This window comes from Methylobacterium sp. A49B, from assembly GCF_053346215.1.
On sequence record NZ_JBKFBO010000080.1, the window covers coordinates 31463 to 48249 of the forward strand.

Sequence of the window (16787 nt, forward strand, 5' to 3'; positions counted from 1 at the left end):
GCCGGTCAACGCGCCGGCCCGCGGGACGGACCCACCGCCTGCTCCCCGAGCGCGGCCAGAACCTCGTCCGCCGCGCGGCGCCCGGATTCGTAGGCGCCGCGCACGGTGGTGAAGGCGTCCGGGGACGTCGCTTCTCCGGCGAAGAACAGCCGCTCGCCCACGGGCGCTGCCAGGACCGCGCGCCGATCCGCGGCGCCGGGCCTCGCATACGCGTAGGAGCCGCGCACGGCGCTGTCCTGCCCCCAGCGCGTGGCGGTCAGGAGCGTGGCCCGGCGGCGGAAATCCGCGCCGAGCAGCGCCACCAGTTCGTCGAGGGCGAAGGCGGCGGCGGCCCCGCTTCCCGCGCGCTCCAGGTCCCGGGCCAGCGCGCCGCCGAGATAGCCCTCGATCACCGGCCGGCCGAAGGGGCGCAGGTGGTAGGCGCCCGTCCGGGCGCTGCGCGGGTTGCCGATCAGGTGGGCGTCCGCCGGCAGTTCCTCCGGCCTGACGAGGTGGAGAAAGACCTTGTTGGCGAGCCCGAGGGGTAGGGCGTGCGCGGCCGCCTGCTTGCCGGGCAGGGGCGGATCGAAGCGGATGGCGCCCTCGGCCAGCACATTGGTCGAGACCGTCACCACGACGGCGCCGGCCCGGAGCGTCCCGCGCGGGGTCTCCAGCCGGACCGGGCCGGCCGCCCCGTGGTCGACCCGCGATACCGGCGTGCCGAGCGCCACCGGCAGGCCGTCGCCGTAGCGCGCCACGAGGCGGCCGTAGCCCTCCGTCACCCGCCAGTCCGATCCGTGGACCTGGTAGCGGGCGGCGTCGTGGGTCGAGAGGTCGTCGAGTTCGGCGCCGCTCACGTAGGTGCTGACGGCATTGAGCAGCCCGTTCCAGGGATCGTCCGGTTCGAGGAGCGCCCCGAGGGGCCGGTCCACGGGATCGCCCTGGGCCGCCGCCTGCCGGGCGTGGAACGCCTCCGAGGCGGCCTCGTAGGCGCGCTGGTCCGCGGGCGGGAAGCCGAGGTCCCGGTACTGCACGTCCCAGGGAGCGGGGGTGCGGTCCACGTGGAAGCCGAAGTCCCCGGCGATGGCGAGCCACGGATTGCGCTCGGCGCCGTGCAGCCAGCCGCAGCCGAGGTCGAGGGGCGCGCCGACGGCGTCGGGCACGACCGTGTGCGCTCGCCCGCCGGTGCGGTCCTGCGCCTCCAGCACCTGGATCCGCAGATCAGGCCGGCACGCGGACAGTCGCCGCCCCGCGGCGAGGCCCGCGGCGCCCGCGCCCACGATGGCGACATCGACCGTCCCGGAAATGCTCAGGTTCCGACGCCTCCCCGGCGCGCGTGTCCGTGTGGTGGGGCCAACCCGAGGGGAGGGGGCCGGGTTGCCCCGTCCCGGATGACGCCGACGCAGCGTCGGCGGCCGCGGAATCGTCCCCGCGATCCGCGCTCGCATCGTTCCGGGCTCGCCTGCGGCGCCCCGGAACGACGGTGCGGATCGCAGGATTGCGGAATCTGGTAGCCCGCCCGAAACCGGAGGCCCGATGCTGGAATACTTCTTCGCCCGCCACGCCGCCGCGGTGGCGGCCGAGCTGATCGGCGCCCGGCTGTTCGTCGGCGCGGCGGGCGGGATCATCGTCGAGACCGAGGCCTACGACCGGACCGATCCGGCCTCCCACAGCTTCGCCGGGCCGACCCGGCGCAACGCCAGCATGTTCGGGCCCCCCGCCCACGCCTACGTCTACCGCTCCTACGGCATGCACTGGTGCCTGAACCTCGTCTGCGAGCCCGGCAGCGCGGTGCTGCTCCGGGCCCTCGAGCCGACGGAGGGGCTTCCCACCATGGCGGCGCGCCGGGGCACGGAGGCGCCGCGGCTGCTCTGCGCCGGCCCAGGCCGGCTCTGCCAGGCGCTGGGCGTCACCGACGCGCTGGACCGGGCGCCCGTGGCGCAGGCGCCGTTCCGGTTCGAGCCCCGCGCCGGGTCGGCCGCGGTCGTGGCCGACCGGCGGATCGGGATCACCCGCGGCGCCGAGACGCCCTGGCGGTTCCTGCTGGCCGGCTCCCGGTTCGTGAGCCGGCCGGCACGGCGGGTCGGCCCGTGACCGGCCTCAATTCGCCCTGGCGACCTCGACGAGGTTGTCGGAGAACGACGGCGCGTGGCCCATGTCGGTGAAGGCACCGGACGAGATGCTGTTCACCGTCCCTTCGTTGAGCTGGCGCCAGTAGCCCAGCGTCGCCACCACGATGCCGGCCTTCACGTCGTCGGTGATCCGCGCCACGCCCTTGAAGGCGCCGCGGTCGTTGCCGACCTTCACCCGGTCGCCCTCCCGGATGCCGCGGACATCGGCATCGTGCTGGTTGATCAGCACGAACTGCTCGCCCTGGCCCTTCTGCTTGTCCTCCATGTTGGCGTAGCAGGAGTTCAGGAAGTAGTGGCTCTTGGGCGAGACGATGTTGAGCGGGTAGCGCTTGGCGAGCTCGGGATCGTTCGTGTGCGACTCGCGCGGGCCGAGGTAGTCCGGCAGCGGGTCGAGCGCCTCGCCCGGCTGGAAGCCCTCGTACATCTGCCGAAACGGCGGGGCGACGAAGTTCGTGGCGCCCTCGACTTTGAGCATGCACTTGCCGGTCGGCGTCGGGAAGTTCCCCTCCCGATGCGGCGCCCGGTCGTCCGGCGTGCCGACCTTGAGGCGGGCGAAGCCGTGCTCGCGCATGTAGGCGAGGTCGATGCCCTCGCAGGCCGGGGCGTTCCAGTCGACGTAGTGCTCAAGGCACTCCGCGTCGCTCCACTTGAAGTTCTCCTCCTCGAAACCGAGCCGCGCGGCGAGCCTGCGGAAGATCTCGTTGTTGGGGATCGCCTCGCCCGGCGCCTCGGCGCACTTGGTGTTGTAGGTCAGGTAGAGGTGGCCCCAGGAGAGGATCATGTCCTCCATTTCGGCGCCCATCGTGGCGGGCAGCAGGATGTCGGCGTAGGAGGCCGTGTCCGAGATGAAGTGCTCGGCCGAGACCATGAACAGGTCCTCGCGCATCAGGCCTTCGACGATCTTGTCGGTCTCGGGCGCCTGCGTGACCGGGTTCGAGTTCCAGCACATCATGGACATGATCGGCGGGTCGAGCTGCATCTCGCCGGTCAGCGCGCGGCCGATCTGCAGGTTCGAGACGACCCGGGTGCCCTCCGGGATCAGGTCGGGCCGGCAGATCACGTCGAACTTGTACGGGTGCTCCCAGACGCCGAACTGGGTGATGCCGCCGCCGACATGGCGCCACGCGCCGGTGAGCGCAGGGATGCAGGCGACCGCCCGGATGGTCTGGCCGCCGCCGTAATGGCGCTCCAGCGCCACGCCGATGCGGATGCCCACCGGCTGCTCGGTCGCCATCTCGTAGGCGAGCTTGCGGATGTCCTCGGCCGAGACGCCGGTGATCTCCGCGGCCCATTCGGGGGTGCGGTCCGCGGCGCGCTCCTTCAGCTCCTCGTAGCCGACCGTGTGGTTGTCGACGTAGTCCTGGTCGACGAGGCCCTGTGCGATGATCGAATTGATCAGCGCCATGGCGAGGGCGCCGTCGGTGCCGGGCTTCGGCGCGATGTGCCAGTCGGCGGCCTTGGCGGTGCGCGACGCGTAGGCGTCGATCACCACGACCTTGGCGCCCTTCTTCTGGGCGTCCTTCACGATGGCCCAATGGTGCAGGTTCGTGCTGACCGAGTTGCAGGCCCAGATCACGATGTACTTGGAGTGGATGTAGCTGTCCGGGTCGAGGCCGGCCGTCGGGCCGACGGTGAGCAGCCACGCGGTGCAGGAGCCCTCGCCGCAGAAGGTCCGCTCGGTCACGGTGGCGCCCATGCGGTTGAAGAAGGCGTCGCCGCCGTTCAGCCCGTGCACGAGGCCCTGGTTGCCCAGGTAGCTGTAGGGCGCGATGGCCTGCGGCCCGTACTGGTCGATGATCGCCTTCCAGCGCGACACGATGGTGTCCAGCGCCTCGTCCCAGGTGATCCGCTCGAACTGCTTGGAGCCCTTCGGGCCGATCCGCTTCATCGGGTAGAGCAGCCGGTCCGGGTGGTAGTGGCGCTTCTCGTAGTCCTTCAGCTTCACGCAGAGGCCGCCCCGGGTCATCGGGTGGTCCGGGTTGCCGCGCACGCCCTGGAGCTGGCCGTCCTTGACGTCGAACAGCATCGAGCAGGTGTCGGGGCAATCGTGCGGGCAGCCCCCGAAGAAGGTTTCCGTCAGGCTCTCGGCCTCGGCGACGATCAGGGAGTCCGGCTTGACGATCTCGTTCATGGGTCCTCCGCAGAGCGCGTGAAGCCTCTTTGTCCGGCGGGCTTCGATCGCTGATCCTTCACCTGCGTACCTTAGAAGGAGAAAAATTACCAATCTCACCGCCTGGCCACCGGTGAGATCGAAAATACGCAGTGTATCCCTGCGTCATAGTTCAGCTCGGAGGCGTCAGGCGTCGCCGGCGAGCTTCATGGTGACGAGGCCCGCGACGATCAGGCCGGCGGCGACCAGCCGGGCCGGACTGGCCTGCTCGCCGAGGACCGCCACCCCCACCGCGAAGGCGCCGACCGCGCCGATGCCGGTCCAGATCGTGTAGGCGGTGCCGAGGGGAAGGGTGCGCATGGACAGGGCCAGGAGGCCGACGCTGCCCACCATGGTGGCGACCATGATGGCGGTCGGCCAGGGGCGGGTGAAGCCGTCCGACAGCTTCATCGCGTAGGACCACGCGACCTCCAGCAGGCCGGCGGCGACGAGATAGATCCAGGCCATGGCGGCCCTCCTGAAAGGGCCGGGCCGTCCCGGGCTTGTGCTCCGCGCATGCAGAGGGAGGACGTGGCCTCGCACGGCCTAGCTGGGGCCGCGGCGACCGGCGTTCAAGGCTGCCGGTGGGCCGGCGGCTTGCGGCGATGGGCGGCCTGAATCCACCACGCGCCCTCCCTCCCCCCTCTGCGGGGGAGGGTGGCCCCCGAAGGAGGTCGGGAGAGGGGAGCGACGGTGCAGAATGAGGCCCTGCCCAGCGTGAAGGCCGCGCTTTCTCCGGAAGCCGCGTCCCCTCTTGCGGGACTATGTCCCGACCCGACCCCTGCTGACGCAGGGGCCACCCTCCCCCGCAGAGGGGGGAGGGGGAGAAGCGGCGCCTTCCGCGCCTAATTTTCCTCACCCGCCCAGCCAGTCCCGCAGCTTCGTCCAGCGCGGCTTCATCGTGCCGCCGCGGACCGCCACCGCCACCGCCTTGCGCTGCCCGAGCAGCACGACCAGCCGCTTGCCGCGGGTCACGCCCGTGTAGAGGAGGTTGCGCGCCAGCATGGTCCAGTGCTGCATCGCCACCGGGATCACCACCGCCGGGTATTCCGACCCTTGCGACTTGTGGATCGTCGTGGCGTAGGCCGGCACCAGCGTGTCGAGCTCGCCGTAGGGATAGATCACCTCCCGCCCCTCGAACTCGACGATCACCGCGCCGTCCTCCGGGTCGATGCGCGCCACGGTGCCGAGGTCGCCGTTGAACACCTCCCGGTCGTAGTCGTTCTGGCTCTCCATCACCCGGTCGCCGGGGGAGAAGCGCCAGCCGAACCGCTCCACCGAGATCGCCGGGTCCGGGTTCAGCACCGCCTGGAGGGCGTGGTTGAGGTTGCGCGCGCCGAGCACCCCGCGCTGCATCGGGGTGAGCACCTGCACGTCGCGCACCGGATCGAGGCCGAACCGGGCCGGGATGCGCCGCGTCACCACCTCGACCAGGGTCCCGACGGCCGTCTCGGGCTCGTCGATCTCGATGAGGTGGAAGTCGCTCTCCGCGCCGCGCGGGGCCGGTTCGGGCATCTGTCCGGCATTGATCCGGTGGGCGTTCACCACGATCCGGCTCTCGGCCGCCTGCCGAAAAACCTCCGTGAGCCGCGCCACCGGCACGGCGCCGGAGGCGATGATGTCGGCCAGCACCTGCCCCGGCCCGACCGAGGGCAGCTGGTCGACGTCGCCGACCAGCAGCAGGCCCGCGTGGTCGGGGATCGCCTTGGTCAGGGCGTTCATCAGCGGCACGTCGACCATCGAGGTCTCGTCGACGACGAGCAGGTCGCAGGCCAGCGGGTTCTCCGCGTTGCGCGAGAAGCCGCCGTGCTTCGGGTCGATCTCCAGCAGGCGGTGGAGGGTCTTGGCCTCCAGCCCTGTCTGCTCGCTCATCCGCTTGGCGGCCCGGCCGGTGGGGGCGGCGAGCAGCACCCGCACGCCCTTCGCCCGCAGGATCCGCAGGATCGTGTCGAGGGTCGAGGTCTTGCCCACCCCCGGGCCGCCGGTCACCACGGCGAGCTTGGCGCCGAGCACGCGCCGGACCGCCTCGCCCTGCGAGGGCGAGAGCGTCTTGCCGGTCTTCTCCGCCACCCAGGGGAGCGCCCGGTCGAGGTCGATCTCCGGCCAGGGCGGCGCGCCCTGCGCCCTTTGCAGCAGCCGCTCGGCGATGGCCCGCTCGGCGGCGTGCAGGCCGGCCAGGAAGATGCAGGCCTTGTCGCCCACGCTATCCTGCACGACCTCGCCGGTCTCCAGGACCTCGAGCAGCGCCGCGCGGATCAGGGGCGCCTCCACGCCCAGCAACTCGACCGCCAGGGTGACGAGCTCGGCCACCGGCAGGGCGCAGTGACCGGCATCGGTGGCGGTCTGCAGGGCGAACGAGATCCCGGCCCGCAGGCGCTGCGGCGCCTCCCGGGTGAGCCCGAGCTTCATCGCGATGGCGTCCGCGGTCTTGAAGCCGATGCCCCGGATGTCCTTGGCCAGCCGGTAGGGATCCTCGGTCATGACCGCGATGGCCTCGTGGCCGTAGGTCTTGAAGATCCGCACAGCCCGGGCGGTCCCGACGCCGTGGGCGTGCAGGAACAGCATGATCTCGCGCACGGCCTTCTGCTCGGCCCAGCCGGCGACGATGCGGGCGGCGCGCTTGGGCCCGATCCCCCCGACCTCGGTGAGGCGGCCGGGATCGGCCTCGATGATCTCGAACGTGCCTTCCCCGAAGGCCGCGACGATCCGCTTGGCCATGGCGGGGCCGATGCCGCGCATGTGGCCCGAGGCGAGGTACTTCTCGATGCCGGCGATCCCGGTCGGCGGCGTGACCTTGAGGGTGTCGGCCCTGAACTGCAGGCCGTGCTGGCGGTCCGTGTGCCAGATGCCGGTGGCGGTGATCCACTCGCCCGCCCCGATGGCCGGCGCGTGCCCGATCACCGGCACGAGGTCGCGCTTGCCGCGGGCCTGGACCTTGAGCACGCAGAAGCCGGTCTCGGGGCTGTGGAAGGTGACGCGCTCGATCGTCCCGGCCAGCGCCTCGACGGGCTGGCCGCGGTCGGGGGGCTGTGGCGTCGCTCGCTGGTTCATCCCGGGGCCGGCGCGGATGCGCCCGGGACGGCACATCCTGGCTTTGAAGATCGGGGCTCGCCGCAGGGGGAGCAACGGTGGGGCAGCCTCCAGGGCGGGGACGGCGCCGCGACCCGTCGTCACGCGCCCCCTCGGGGCCGAGGCGCGGCACCCGGATTCTAACCCCGGCGCTCAGTCCGATGTCCCGCGCATTCCGCCGCGAAGGACGATTCAGCAGTTGTTGCCTCGGCCGGGATGCCGGCGATGGTGGGGTCACATTACACGCCACGAGACCTGGAAGCCTCGGGTCCGGCTATCCAACCGCCCTCCTCATCCTGAGGTGCCGGAGCGCAGCGGAGGCCTCGAAGGAGCCCTCCAGAAGCCACCGCGATCCCTGGAGCTCTCCTTCGAGGCCCGCTGACGCGGGCACCTCAGGATGAGGTGGTTTGGGTGGGATCGCCCGATGACCTCACCGTGGCGACCTGTCCATCGCGTGTTGCCAAGGGTCAAAGAGGTGGCAGGAGTGCGGAGCGGCACCTTGCGTCTGCTCTCGATGCCCGTCCGGAGGCACAAGAACAACCCCGCGCCCGGACGACGCGCTTGCCCGTTCCAGACAGCGACCCTGTCCGCCTTCGAGCCGGACCGCTGTGCCGCCTGTGGGGGCGCTGACGCGCCGCGGCGTCCGGCGGCTTCCGCCGGAGCGGGTCCGTCGGGTAGGACGGTGGGTGACGCGGTCGCCGTCCGGGCGCCTGCGGCGAGCCTGGAGGGACCATGGCGGCCAAGGATGAGGCGACGTGGCGGGTCGGCGTCCTGTTCTCCCGCAGCGGCGTGAGCGGCGTCACCGAGACCGAGCACTTCCTCGGCACGGCGCTCGCCATCGAGGAGATCAACACCGCCGGCGGGATCCTCGGGCGCCCGATCGAACCGGTCTGCTACGACCCGGCCGGCGACAACGACGCCTACCGCAACCTGGCCCGGCGCATGCTCGCCGAGGACGGGGTCGAGGTGGTGTTCGGGTGCTCGCTCTCGGCGAGCCGCAAGTCGGTGCTCTCGACCGTCGAGCGGCACAACGGCCTGCTCTGGTACCCGTCGATCTACGAGGGCTTCGAGTACTCGGAGAACATCATCTACACCGGCGCGACCCTGAACCAGAACGTCTTCGCCCTGGCCGACTACCTCCTGCAGGAGCACGGTCCCCGGATCTTCGTGATCGGGTCCGACTACATCTACCCGCGGGAGTCGAACCGGGTGATGCGCGACCTGATCGAGGCGAAGGGCGGGACCATCGTCGGCGAACGCTACGCGCCCCTCGACGCGGATGACGCGGCCCACGCCGCCATGGTGGCCGAGATCCGGCAGGCCGCGCCGGACGCGGTGTTCTCCACCGTGGTCGGGCGCGGCGCCGAGCGGCTTTACCGGGCCTACGCGGAAGCCGGGATCGACCGCGCCCGCTGCCCGATCGCCAGCCTCACCATGGCGGAGGGGCAGATCCGGGCGATCGGCCCCGAGCACTGCGCCGGCCACGTGCTGGCCGCCCCGTATTTCGGCGCCCTGGCGTCCGAGGAGAACCGGCGCTTCGTGACGGCCTTCCAGGCCCGGTTCGGGGCCGAGCGCCCGACCAGCATGTGGTCGGAGACCGCCTACGCCCAGGTCCACCTCTTCGCCCGCGCCCTGGCGGAGGCCGGCACCCTCGATGCCGAGCGCCTCGGCGCGGCGGCCCTGCGGCAGCGCTTCGCGGCACCGGAGGGCGAGCTCGCCTTCGACGGCGAGACGCGGCACATCTGGCTCACCCCCGGCATCGGCGTCGCCCGCGCGGACGGGCAGTTCGATGTCGTCTGGCGGGCGCGCCGGCCAGTGCGGCCGGATCCCTACCTGGCCTGGTCGCGTTTCGAGACGAACTGGCTGGAGGAGGGGCTCGCCGCGTGACCGCCCCCGCCCGCAGGATCCTGGACGACCTGAGACGGGCGCGCGCCCTCGTCATCCATCCCCGGGACGAGGAGGGCGCCGCGCTCCTGGAGCAGCTGCGCCGCCTCGGCTGCGCGGTCTCGCTCGCCTGGCCGCCCCCCGCCGCCCTGCCGCCGGAGATCGACACGCTGTTCATCCAGCTCGACGACGCGCAGGTGATGCACCTGCTGCCGTCCATCGAGGCGACCGAGCCGGCGGTCATCGCCATCGTGGCCTACGAGAGCCCGACCTCCCTGAAGGCGATCGCCGACGTGAATGCCCACGGCGTGCTCAACAAGCCCCTCCATCCCCGGGGCGTGCTGACCCAGTTCGCCCTGGCCCGCTACCGGCGCGGCTACGAGGGCCGGCTCACCAGCAAGATCAACCGGCTGGAGGAGACCATGAAGGGCCGCCGCACCGTCGAGAAGGCGGTCCGGCTGCTCGTGGAGCTGAACCGGATCGACGAGGAAGCCGCCTACAGGATGCTCCGGGAGCGGGCCACGGCCGCCCGGGTGCCGATGGCGAGCGTCGCCGAGGGCGTGGTGTCGGCCCACGAGGCGATGAGCGGTCTCGGCCTGCGCATCGCGCTGGCGGAAAAGACCTGATCGCAGCAGCATGCCGCATTTATGATCTTGCGGTCCGTCCGGCCCGGCGTATCGTTGCCGGACCGGGCAAGGCTGCCCCGCAGCAAACAGGCTGCATCACATCTCGGCTTTGAAGCCTCTGGTTCGCGGATGAACTTCGCGCCCAGGGGCTTTTTGCGTTTTGGAACCAGCATGATCCGAGCGAACGCCTCCGCACGCGCGCCGATACGGGTGTCGTGCATTCAGTTCGAGCCGCAGATCGGCGCGGTCGCCGCCAATGTGGCGCGCGCGTCGGATCTCGTCCGCGCCGCCGCCGCGGAGGGCAGCCGGCTGATCGTGCTGCCGGAACTCGCCAGCACCGGCTACGTGTTCGAATCCGCCGCGGAGGCCGCCGCGCTGGCCGAACCGGTGCCGGACGGCCCGACCACCCGGGCCTGGGCGGCGCTGGCCGCCGAACTCGGCGTGCACATCGTGGCGGGGATCGCCGAAGCCGCCGGCGAGACCCTCTACAACGCCGCCGTGATCGTCGGTCCGGAGGGCTATCTCGGCACCTACCGCAAGGCCCATCTCTGGGACCAGGAGAACGTGTTCTTCGCCAAGGGCGATCTCGGCTTCCCGGTCTTCGACACCGCCCTCGGCAAGGTCGGCGTCGCGATCTGCTACGACGGCTGGTTCCCCGAGACCTTCCGCCAGCTGGCGCTCGGGGGCGCGGAGATCGTCTGCATCCCGACCAACTGGGTGCCGATGCCCGACCAGCCCGAGGGCGAGGCCGCCATGGCCAACACCCTGCACCGGGCCGCCGCCCACTCGAACGGCATCTTCATCGCCTGCGCCGACCGGGTCGGGATCGAGCGCGGCCAGCCCTTCGAGGGGCAGAGCCTGATCATCGGTCCCAAGGGCTGGCCGCTCGCCGGCCCGGCGAGCCGGGAGGGGACCGAGACCCTCTCGGCCTTGGTCGACCTCGACGAGGCCGGCCGCAAGGACCTCAACGCGTTCAACTCGCTCCTGCGCGACCGCCGCACCGACCTCTACGGCTGAGCCGGGATCCGCCCCCGCCCCGGTCCGTCACCCAAGCCCGTCCCCCAGTCCGTCCTCAGGAGTTCGTTCATGGTGAAATGGTCCCTCGCCGGCGCCGCGGCGCTCGCCCTCGCGGCCACGGCCGCGCCAGCCGCCGACGGCAAGCCGATCGTCATCGGCGTGCCCGTCGGCCTGTCGGGCGCCAACAGCGTCGTCGCCCCCTCGGTGGTGCAGGCGGCCGAACTCGCCGTGGAGGAGATCAACGCCAAGGGCGGCGTGCTCGGCCGCAAGCTCGTCCTCGAGGTGGCCGACGACGCCTCCGGGGCGGCCGGCGCCCAGAAGGCCTTCGACAGCCTGATCTACCAGAAGAAGGTCGACGTGCTGATCTCGATGGAGACGAGCGCGGCCCGCAACGCCGGGCTGCCCGCCGTCACCAAGGGGAAGGTGCCCTACATCTACACCTCGTTCTACGAGGGCCATTCCTGCAACAAGAACCTGTTCGTGGACGCCTGGGTGCCGGAGCAGCAGGTGCCGCCGGTGGTGGACGCCTTCAAGGCGCAGGGCGCCAAGACCTACTTCCTGATCGGCAGCGACTACGCCTTCGGCCGCGGCATGCTGGGCTTCGCCAGGAGCTACGTCGAGAAGACCGGCGGCAAGGTCATAGGCGAGGAATACCTGCCGATGGACGGCAGCGACTGGACGGCGATCATCTCCAAGCTGAAGGAGGCCAAGCCCGACGCGCTGATCACCTCGACGGCGGGCGGCGCGCCGAACGTCACGCTGACCAAGCAATTGCGCGGCGCGGGGGTGACGCTGCCCTTCGCCAACCTCGCGCTCGACGAGGGCACCGCCAAGAGCATGGGCGCGGATGCCGAGGGCGTCTACCTCTCGGCCTCCTACGTCACCGGGATCGACAGCGCCGAGAACAAGGCCTTCCTGGCGGCGATGCAGAAGAAGTTCGGCGCGGAGCTGCGCACGCCGAACGACCTCTCGGTGCCGGAATACGAGGCGATCTACCTCTACAAGGCCGCCGTCGAGAAGGCGGGCGGGACCGAGACCGCCAAGGTGCTGGAGGCGCTCCCGACCGTGAGCTTCACCGGGCCGCGGGGCACGATCACCATGAGCAAGCAGCACCACGCGCCGCTGACGATGTATCTCGGCCAGATCCAGAAGGACGGCACCGTGAAGGTCGCCGGCACCTTCAAGGACGTCGATCCCGGCGCGCAGTGCCCGAAGCTGCAGTGAGGGGCGGGGGGCTGGGGGATCCGCTTCTCTCCCTCCCCCCCTGCGGGGGAGGGTGGCCCCCGAAGGGGGTCGGGAGAGGGGAACGACGGGGCAGGATGAAACGCCGGCCTTCATGAAGGTCGCGCCCTTTTCTGAAGCGTCGCTCCCCTCTCCCGACCCCTGCTGACGCAGGGGCCACCCTCCCCCGCGGAGGGGGGAGGGGGCGCAGCGTCACCTGCCGTGCCGTCCCCGTTCCCGCGCACCCGGAACTCCCGATGCTGCTCACCCTCGACATCCTGACCACCGCCGCGATCCTGTTCATCGTCGCGATCGGCCTCCTGGCGATCTTCGGCGTGCTCAAGATCATCAACTTCGCCCACGGGGCGTGGCTGACGGTCGGCGCCTACTGCGCGGTGGTGACCGCCCGGCTCGGGCTCAATCCGTGGCTGGCGCTGCCGCTGGCCTTCGTCATCGGCGCGGCGCTCGGCGGCCTCGCCGAGCACTTCATCATCCGCCCGCTCTACCGGCGGCCGCTGGACGCGATCCTCGCCACCTGGGGGCTCGGCATCGTGGTCGGGCAGCTCATCACCCTGGCCTTCGGCCGCGACGTCCAGCTCACCCCGAACCTCTACGCCGGCACCGTCGAGATCCTCGGCGTCGACTACTCCGCCTACCGCCTCGTCGCCCTCGGCATCGCGCTGGCGATCGGCACGCTGTTCGCGCTCACCATCGAGCGGACCCGGCTCGGCCTCTCGGCCCGGGCGGTGATCATGAACGAGACCCTGGCGCGCAGCCTCGGCATCGACACGGGGCGCGTGCGCCTCGTCGTGTTCATGCTCGGCGCCGGCTTCGCGGGCCTCGCGGGCGTCCTCCTGACGCCGCTCACCAGCGTCGACCCGAACATGGGCGTCTCCTGGCTGATCGGCGCCTTCATGCTGGTGATGGTCGCCGACGCCTCGTACCTGGCGCTCGCGGCGGCCTGCCTGGTCTTCGGGGCCGCGCAGGTCCTGATCAGCACCTTCGTGAGCCCGATCCTGGGCAGCATCGCGGTCGCGGTGCTCGCAGCCCTCGTGCTGCGGATCAGCCCGAAAGGTTTCTCCCGTGCTTGAGACCCTGCCCGTCGCCGAGCGCGCCGCTGCGGCACCCCGCCGGCGACGCCTGACCCGAGCGGCGCCCGTCGTGGTCGCGGCCCTGGCGGCCCTGGTCCTCTGGATCGCGCCGCTCTTCCTCGACACCTTCGCGGTCAACGTCCTGACCCGCTCGATGATCTACGCGGTGCTGGCCGTCACGGTGGACCTGCTCTGGGGCTTCGCGGGGATCCTGACCTTCGGGCAGGCGGCCTTCTTCGGCATCGGCGCCTACGCCACCGCGATGATCCTCGCCGCCTACGGGGCGACGCCGCTGGGGATCGCCGCGGCGGTCGCGGCGGCGCTCGCGGTGCCGGCGCTGCTCGGCCTCGCGGTCGGCTGGCTGTCCTTCTATCACCGCTCGACCCCGCTCTACGCCTCGGTGATCTCGCTGGTCGTCCCGATCGTGGTGGTGCAGCTCATCTATTCGGGCGGCGAATGGACCGGCTCCAGCAGCGGCCTCGTCGGCTTCGACGTGCTGCCGTTCGAGATCGAGGGCTATTTCCGCCTCGCGGCCCTGTTCCTGATCGCGGTCACGCTGGCGGCCTGGATCCTGGTCCGGGCCGATGCCGGCCGCGCCCTCGTGGCGCTCCGGGACAACGAGGCGCGCTGCGCCTATCTCGGCCTCAACCCGCGGCGCCTGCAGATCCGCCTGACCGCCGCGCTCGCCGCCGTTGCCGGACTCGCGGGCTTCCTGTTCGCCAACGCCTCCGGGGTGGTCGCGCCCGAGAATGCCGGCTTCCTGTTCGGCACCGAGCTGGTCATCTGGGTCGCGCTCGGCGGCCGCGGCACGCTGCTCGGTCCGGTGCTCGGCACCATCGCGATCGACTACCTCGCGGCGAACCTGTCCGGCGACCTGCCGTTCCTCTGGCAGCTCCTCCTGGGCACCGCCTTCGTGGCCATCATCATCCTGCTGCCGGGCGGCCTCGCCGACCTCGTCGGCCGCCTCTGGCGGGCGCTGCCGGTGGGCCGGCGGCAGCCGGCGCCGCCGCGCCTCGTCGCGCGGGTGGCCGCCGCGGAGCAGGCCGCCGCCGCGACCCCCATCCTCAAGGTCGAGAACCTCGCCAAGGCCTACGGCGCCCTGACGGTTCTGGAGGGCATCGACCTCGAGATCCGCGCGGGCGAGCTCGTCAGCCTCGTCGGGCCCAACGGCGCCGGCAAGACCACGCTGATGCGCTGCCTCAGCGACGGCACCGAGCCGTTCAAGGGCGCCATCGCGGTCGGCGGCACGCCGATCACCGGCTTGACCCCCAACCGCATCGTCGGCCTCGGCGTCGGGCGCAAGTTCCAGGTGGCGAGCGTGTTCGAGAGCCTGTCGGTGGCCGATTGCCTGCGGCTCGCCCGGGCGTCCCATGACGGGCTGAGCCCGGTCGGGCAGGCGGAGACGCTGGGCCTGCCGCAGCCGGCCCTCGACGTGCTGCGCATGACCGGCCTCGACCGCCAGCTGACGCAGCCGACGCGCCTCCTGTCCCACGGCCAGAAGCAGGCGCTGGAACTCGCCATGGTGGTGGCGCTGGAGCCGCGGCTGATCCTGCTCGACGAGCCCACCGCCGGCCTGACCAAGGCCGAGCGCACCACCATCGGCACCGTCCTCAAGGCGCTCACCGCCGGGGGACGGATCGCCGCCGTGCTGGTCGAGCACGACCTCGACTTCGTGCGCGAGATCTCGTCGCGGATCGTGGTGCTGCACCAGGGCCGGCTCGTCCTCGACGGCACCGTGGAAGCGGTCGTCGGCTCGGAGCTGGTCCGGACCATCTATGCGGGAGGCGGCCATGGTTGAGGCAGCACGGCCGGCGGTACGGGAGGCAGCACGGCCGGCGGAGGCCGCCCTCGCCCTCGACGGGGTGTCGAGCGGTTACGGCGCCGTCTCGATCGTGAAGGACGTGTCCCTCTCGGTCGGGCCGGGGGAGATCGTGGCGCTGCTCGGCAAGAACGGCATGGGCAAGACCACGCTGCTCAAGACCATCCTGGGCATGGTGGCCCTGCGCGGCGGCGGCATCACCGTCGCGGGCCAGGCGCTCGCCGGCCTCACCCCCGCCAAGCTCAACGCGCTCGGCGTCGGCTACGCGCCGCAGGAGCAGCCGCTGTTCCAGGACCTGTCGATCCGCGACAACCTGCGCCTCGCGGTGCCCTCCGACCGGATGCTGCCGGAGGCGCTGGAGCGGCTGTTCGGCCATTTCCCCTTCCTCAAGGACCGGCTGGCCCAGCGGGCCGGCACGCTCTCGGGGGGCGAGCAGAAGATGCTGATCCTCGGGCGCGCCCTGATGCTGCGCCCGCGCCTCCTGCTGATCGACGAGATCTCGGAGGGCGTGCAGCCCTCCATGGTCGAGCGCCTGCGCGGCGTGCTCCAGGCCGAGCGGGACTCGGGCGTGTCCATGCTGGTGGTGGAGCAGCACGTCGCCTTCGCCCTGGCGCTCGCCGACCGCTACGCCGTCCTCAAGCTCGGCGAGATCGTCGACAGCGGGTCGGCGCGGGCGCCGGACGCGCAGGCGCGCGTCATCGACCATCTGGCGGTGTGAGGCCGGCCCGGATCCGCCACCGTCATCGCGAGCGCAGCGACCCAGGGTCGCGCCACGCTCCCGGACGGGGCGCTGCTGGATTGCTTCGCTGCGCTCGCAAAGACGGCGGCGCATCGGGAGCAGGGAGGGGGAAGCCGTGAGCCCATGAGAGAACTCAACACCTTCTCGATCGCCGCCCGCTGCCCGCGGACCGGCCAGCTCGGCGTCGCGGTGGCGAGCGCCGTCCCGGCGGTGGGCGGGCTGTGCCCGTTCATCAGGGCCGGGATCGGCGCCGTCACCACACAGTCCTGGGTGAACCCCTATCTCGCCGCCCGCATCCTCGACGGGCTCGCCGGCGGGCAGGATCCCGACGCGGCGCTGGCGGCGGCCCTCGCCACCGACGACCGGCCCGACCTGCGCCAGCTCGGCCTCGTCGACGCGCGCGGGACCGGCGCGGCCTGGACCGGCGCCGGCTGCACGCCGGCGGCCGGCCACCGCACCGGTCCCGGCTACGCCGTCCAGGGCAACATGCTCGCCGGACCCGGCGTGATCGACGCCATGGCGGAGGCCTTCGCGGGGGGCGCCGCCTGCGACCTCGACGAGCGGCTGATGCGCGCCCTGGAGGCCGGCGACGCCGCCGGCGGCGACAAGCGCGGCAAGCAGTCGGCTTCGCTCCGGATCGTCGCCGGCGAGGATTACCCGCTCCTCGACCTGCGGGTCGACGAGCACGCGGAGCCCGTCGCCGAGCTGCGCCGCGTCCTCCTGGTCGCCCGCCGCCAGCTCGTGCCGTTCGTGGCCGGCATGCCCCGGAAGGACGGTCCGGCCGGCGCCCTTCCGGACGACGTCGTGGCGATGCTCCTCAAACCGCCCGCCGAGCGGCCGGGCGCGGAGGCCGTCGGAGCCCCCGACCTCCTGCGCGACGTCGTCGGCCTGCGCCAGGAGCCCGAGCGGGTCGCGTACCTGCTGGCCCAGTTCGCGCCGGTCCTCGCCGAGATCGCGCGGCTGCGCACCCTCGACCTCGCGGACATCCATCCGCCCGTCGTCTTCGATCCGACCTTGCCCTACCGCCGGGTACCCCATGAGTGACGCCCCGTGAGTGATGC

The 16787-nt window shown here is 71.9% G+C and carries 13 protein-coding genes; 9 read left to right on the plus strand and 4 right to left on the minus strand.

Annotation, left to right across the window (positions count from 1 at the left end; translation table 11 throughout):
* Positions 1 to 5: 5 nt before the first annotated feature.
* Positions 6 to 1259 (minus strand): flavin monoamine oxidase family protein, encoded by a 1254-nt coding sequence (locus ACLBX9_RS09985; RefSeq protein WP_447718824.1) that lies wholly within the window; start codon positions 1257 to 1259, stop codon positions 6 to 8.
* 256 nt (positions 1260 to 1515) lie between these two features.
* On the opposite strand from ACLBX9_RS09985, the gene ACLBX9_RS09990 reads away from it, so the two are divergent.
* Positions 1516 to 2073 (plus strand): DNA-3-methyladenine glycosylase, encoded by a 558-nt coding sequence (locus ACLBX9_RS09990; protein ID WP_447718825.1) that lies wholly within the window; start codon positions 1516 to 1518, stop codon positions 2071 to 2073.
* 6 nt (positions 2074 to 2079) lie between these two features.
* Here ACLBX9_RS09990 and ACLBX9_RS09995 read toward each other — a convergent pair whose 3' ends face one another.
* From ACLBX9_RS09995 to recD2, 3 genes are all read right to left on the minus strand, one after another.
* Positions 2080 to 4242: a molybdopterin-containing oxidoreductase family protein gene (locus tag ACLBX9_RS09995; protein WP_447718826.1), complete on the minus strand. Its 2163-nt coding sequence runs from the start codon at positions 4240 to 4242 to the stop codon at positions 2080 to 2082.
* 165 nt (positions 4243 to 4407) lie between these two features.
* On the minus strand, positions 4408 to 4728 hold the full coding sequence (locus ACLBX9_RS10000; RefSeq protein ID WP_447718827.1) for a DMT family transporter: 321 nt from the start codon (positions 4726 to 4728) through the stop codon (positions 4408 to 4410).
* A gap of 387 nt (positions 4729 to 5115) precedes the next feature.
* A complete protein-coding gene (gene recD2 / locus ACLBX9_RS10005; RefSeq protein WP_447718838.1) occupies positions 5116 to 7311 on the minus strand; it encodes an SF1B family DNA helicase RecD2 in 2196 nt (731 codons plus the stop codon).
* 750 nt (positions 7312 to 8061) lie between these two features.
* Here recD2 and ACLBX9_RS10010 point away from each other — a divergent pair.
* The 8 genes from ACLBX9_RS10010 to ACLBX9_RS10045 all read left to right on the plus strand — a co-directional run bounded on the left by ACLBX9_RS10010 (position 8062) and on the right by ACLBX9_RS10045 (position 16770).
* Positions 8062 to 9216: a transporter substrate-binding domain-containing protein gene (locus ACLBX9_RS10010; RefSeq protein ID WP_010686553.1), complete on the plus strand. Its 1155-nt coding sequence runs from the start codon at positions 8062 to 8064 to the stop codon at positions 9214 to 9216.
* Positions 9213 to 9839 (plus strand): ANTAR domain-containing response regulator, encoded by a 627-nt coding sequence (locus ACLBX9_RS10015; protein WP_010686554.1) that lies wholly within the window; start codon positions 9213 to 9215, stop codon positions 9837 to 9839. The genes ACLBX9_RS10010 and ACLBX9_RS10015 overlap by 4 nt, the downstream gene beginning before the upstream one ends.
* Positions 9840 to 10010: 171 nt before the next feature.
* Positions 10011 to 10856 carry a nitrilase family protein gene (locus tag ACLBX9_RS10020; RefSeq protein WP_447718828.1) on the plus strand — a complete coding sequence of 282 codons (846 nt, stop codon included), beginning with the start codon at positions 10011 to 10013 and terminating at the stop codon, positions 10854 to 10856.
* A 69-nt stretch (positions 10857 to 10925) separates the two neighbouring features.
* The gene (locus ACLBX9_RS10025; RefSeq protein WP_447718829.1) at positions 10926 to 12080 is read left to right on the plus strand and encodes a substrate-binding protein; all 1155 of its coding nucleotides are present in this window, start codon (positions 10926 to 10928) and stop codon (positions 12078 to 12080) included.
* Between the two features lie 254 nt (positions 12081 to 12334).
* The gene (locus tag ACLBX9_RS10030) at positions 12335 to 13168 is read left to right on the plus strand and encodes a branched-chain amino acid ABC transporter permease (protein WP_010687361.1); all 834 of its coding nucleotides are present in this window, start codon (positions 12335 to 12337) and stop codon (positions 13166 to 13168) included.
* Positions 13161 to 14966, plus strand: coding sequence for a branched-chain amino acid ABC transporter ATP-binding protein/permease (locus tag ACLBX9_RS10035; RefSeq protein WP_447718830.1), 1806 nt, complete (start codon positions 13161 to 13163; stop codon positions 14964 to 14966). Before ACLBX9_RS10030 ends, ACLBX9_RS10035 begins: the two co-directional genes overlap by 8 nt.
* Complete coding sequence (locus ACLBX9_RS10040; RefSeq protein ID WP_447718831.1) at positions 14959 to 15705, plus strand: ABC transporter ATP-binding protein; 747 nt, start codon at positions 14959 to 14961, stop codon at positions 15703 to 15705. Before ACLBX9_RS10035 ends, ACLBX9_RS10040 begins: the two co-directional genes overlap by 8 nt.
* A 144-nt stretch (positions 15706 to 15849) precedes the next feature.
* Entirely contained in the window at positions 15850 to 16770 is a 921-nt protein-coding gene (locus tag ACLBX9_RS10045) for a DUF1028 domain-containing protein (RefSeq protein ID WP_447718832.1), read from the plus strand.
* The last annotated feature ends 17 nt before the right edge of the window (positions 16771 to 16787 follow it).